General features: G+C 35.3%; 2 protein-coding genes. Both read left to right on the top strand.

What is annotated here, in order from left to right; genetic code table 11:
• Nucleotides 1-1,058, top strand: a 1,058-nt coding sequence (locus BKH45_RS08655) for an AMP-binding protein (RefSeq protein WP_143428414.1), incomplete at its 5' end; no start/stop codon positions are given.
• Entirely contained in the window at nucleotides 1,055-1,294 is a 240-nt protein-coding gene (locus tag BKH45_RS08650) for a hypothetical protein (RefSeq protein ID WP_095275076.1), read from the top strand. The genes BKH45_RS08655 and BKH45_RS08650, both read left to right, overlap by 4 nt.
• Nucleotides 1,295-1,385 lie beyond the last annotated feature (91 nt).

Genomic DNA, 1,385 nt, shown 5'->3' with positions numbered 1-1,385 from the left:
TTCCTAAGGGAGTGGTTGTTTCTCACCGATCCATTATTGATTATATTGAATGGATTTTGAGTGAAGAAAAAATAAGACCTAAACCTGAAGATATTATAGGCAATCAATCACCTTTTTATTTTGATAACTCAGTTTTAGATATTTATTTATCTTTTTTTACAGGGGCTAGCTTGGTCATAATCCCTGAAGAGAAGTTTTTGTTCCCCAAAGATTTACTCGAATATATCTATACCCAAGGCATCAATTATATATTCTGGGTGCCCACGCTCCTAAGCGCCATATCCAAAACCAAAATATTAGATACTCTCAAACCAACACTCAATGTAGTTTTATTTGCCGGAGAAATCATGCCTACAAAAGATTTGAATTATTGGATTAGCCAATACCCCCAAACCACATTTGCCAATCTCTATGGACCTACAGAAATAACCGTTGATTGCACATTTTATATCATCAATCGTAAGTTTAGAGATGATGAAGCCCTACCCATAGGAAGATCTTGCAGAAATACTCAAGTTATTTTGCTTGATGAAAACTCTCACCCCATCAATACTCAAAACATCCTTGGGGAAATATGTGTTAGAGGGACTTGCTTATCATTGGGATATTATAATGATGTGCAAAAAACACATCAAAGCTTTATCCAAAATCCTCTCCAACCCCACTACCCTGAAAAAATCTATAAAACCGGTGATTTAGGATACTTCAATGAGCACCAAGAGTTAATTATCATAGGACGCAAAGACTATCAAATCAAACATAATGGCTACCGCATAGAACTTGGTGAAATCGAAATAGCTTTAGGAGATTTCAAACCCATAGATAGTCTATGTGTGGTTTATGACAAACAAAATTCACAAATCACACTTTTTTATGAAAGCAAAGAAGAGATCTTAAAAGCACAAATTATCAGCCATCTCAAGAACAAAATCCCCAAATATATGTATCCCCAACGATACATCCGACTAGATGCTCTGCCCTTGAATGCAAATGGCAAAATTGATAGGAAATTTTTAAGCACCACTTTGGACAATCAACCCTTAAAGGACTCATTATGAAACAAAATGTTGTAGAATATCTCAAACAAACCCAAGATAAATATCCCAATAAAATTGCCATAGAAGATAAAAATGGAGAAATAAGCTTTAGTTCTTTTTACCAAAAAGCTCTCTATATCTCAAGTAATTTATTCAAATTTTCCAACCCCCCCCCACCCACCCACTCACACATCAAACACCACAAACTTTCTCCCCAAAAAACACACCACCTTCCAACACCCAACCACATTTTTTAATAAACACATATACATACCCCCATAAACACTACAATCCTCCACAAACACAACTAAAAGCTATAGCAGCACACATCATCACCATTTTTTATAA

Origin of the sequence: Helicobacter sp. 11S03491-1 (assembly GCF_002272835.1) — a bacterium.
GTDB lineage: Bacteria > Campylobacterota > Campylobacteria > Campylobacterales > Helicobacteraceae > Helicobacter_J.
Note: the sequence above shows the minus strand (reverse complement) of the source record. Positions and strands in the feature narration are given on the sequence as shown.

Bases quoted from the DNA above. Each gene is read 5' to 3' on its own strand.
- BKH45_RS08650 (WP_095275076.1), top strand. From the start codon at position 1,055: ATGAAACAAAATGTTGTAGAATATCTCAAACAAACCCAAGATAAATAT.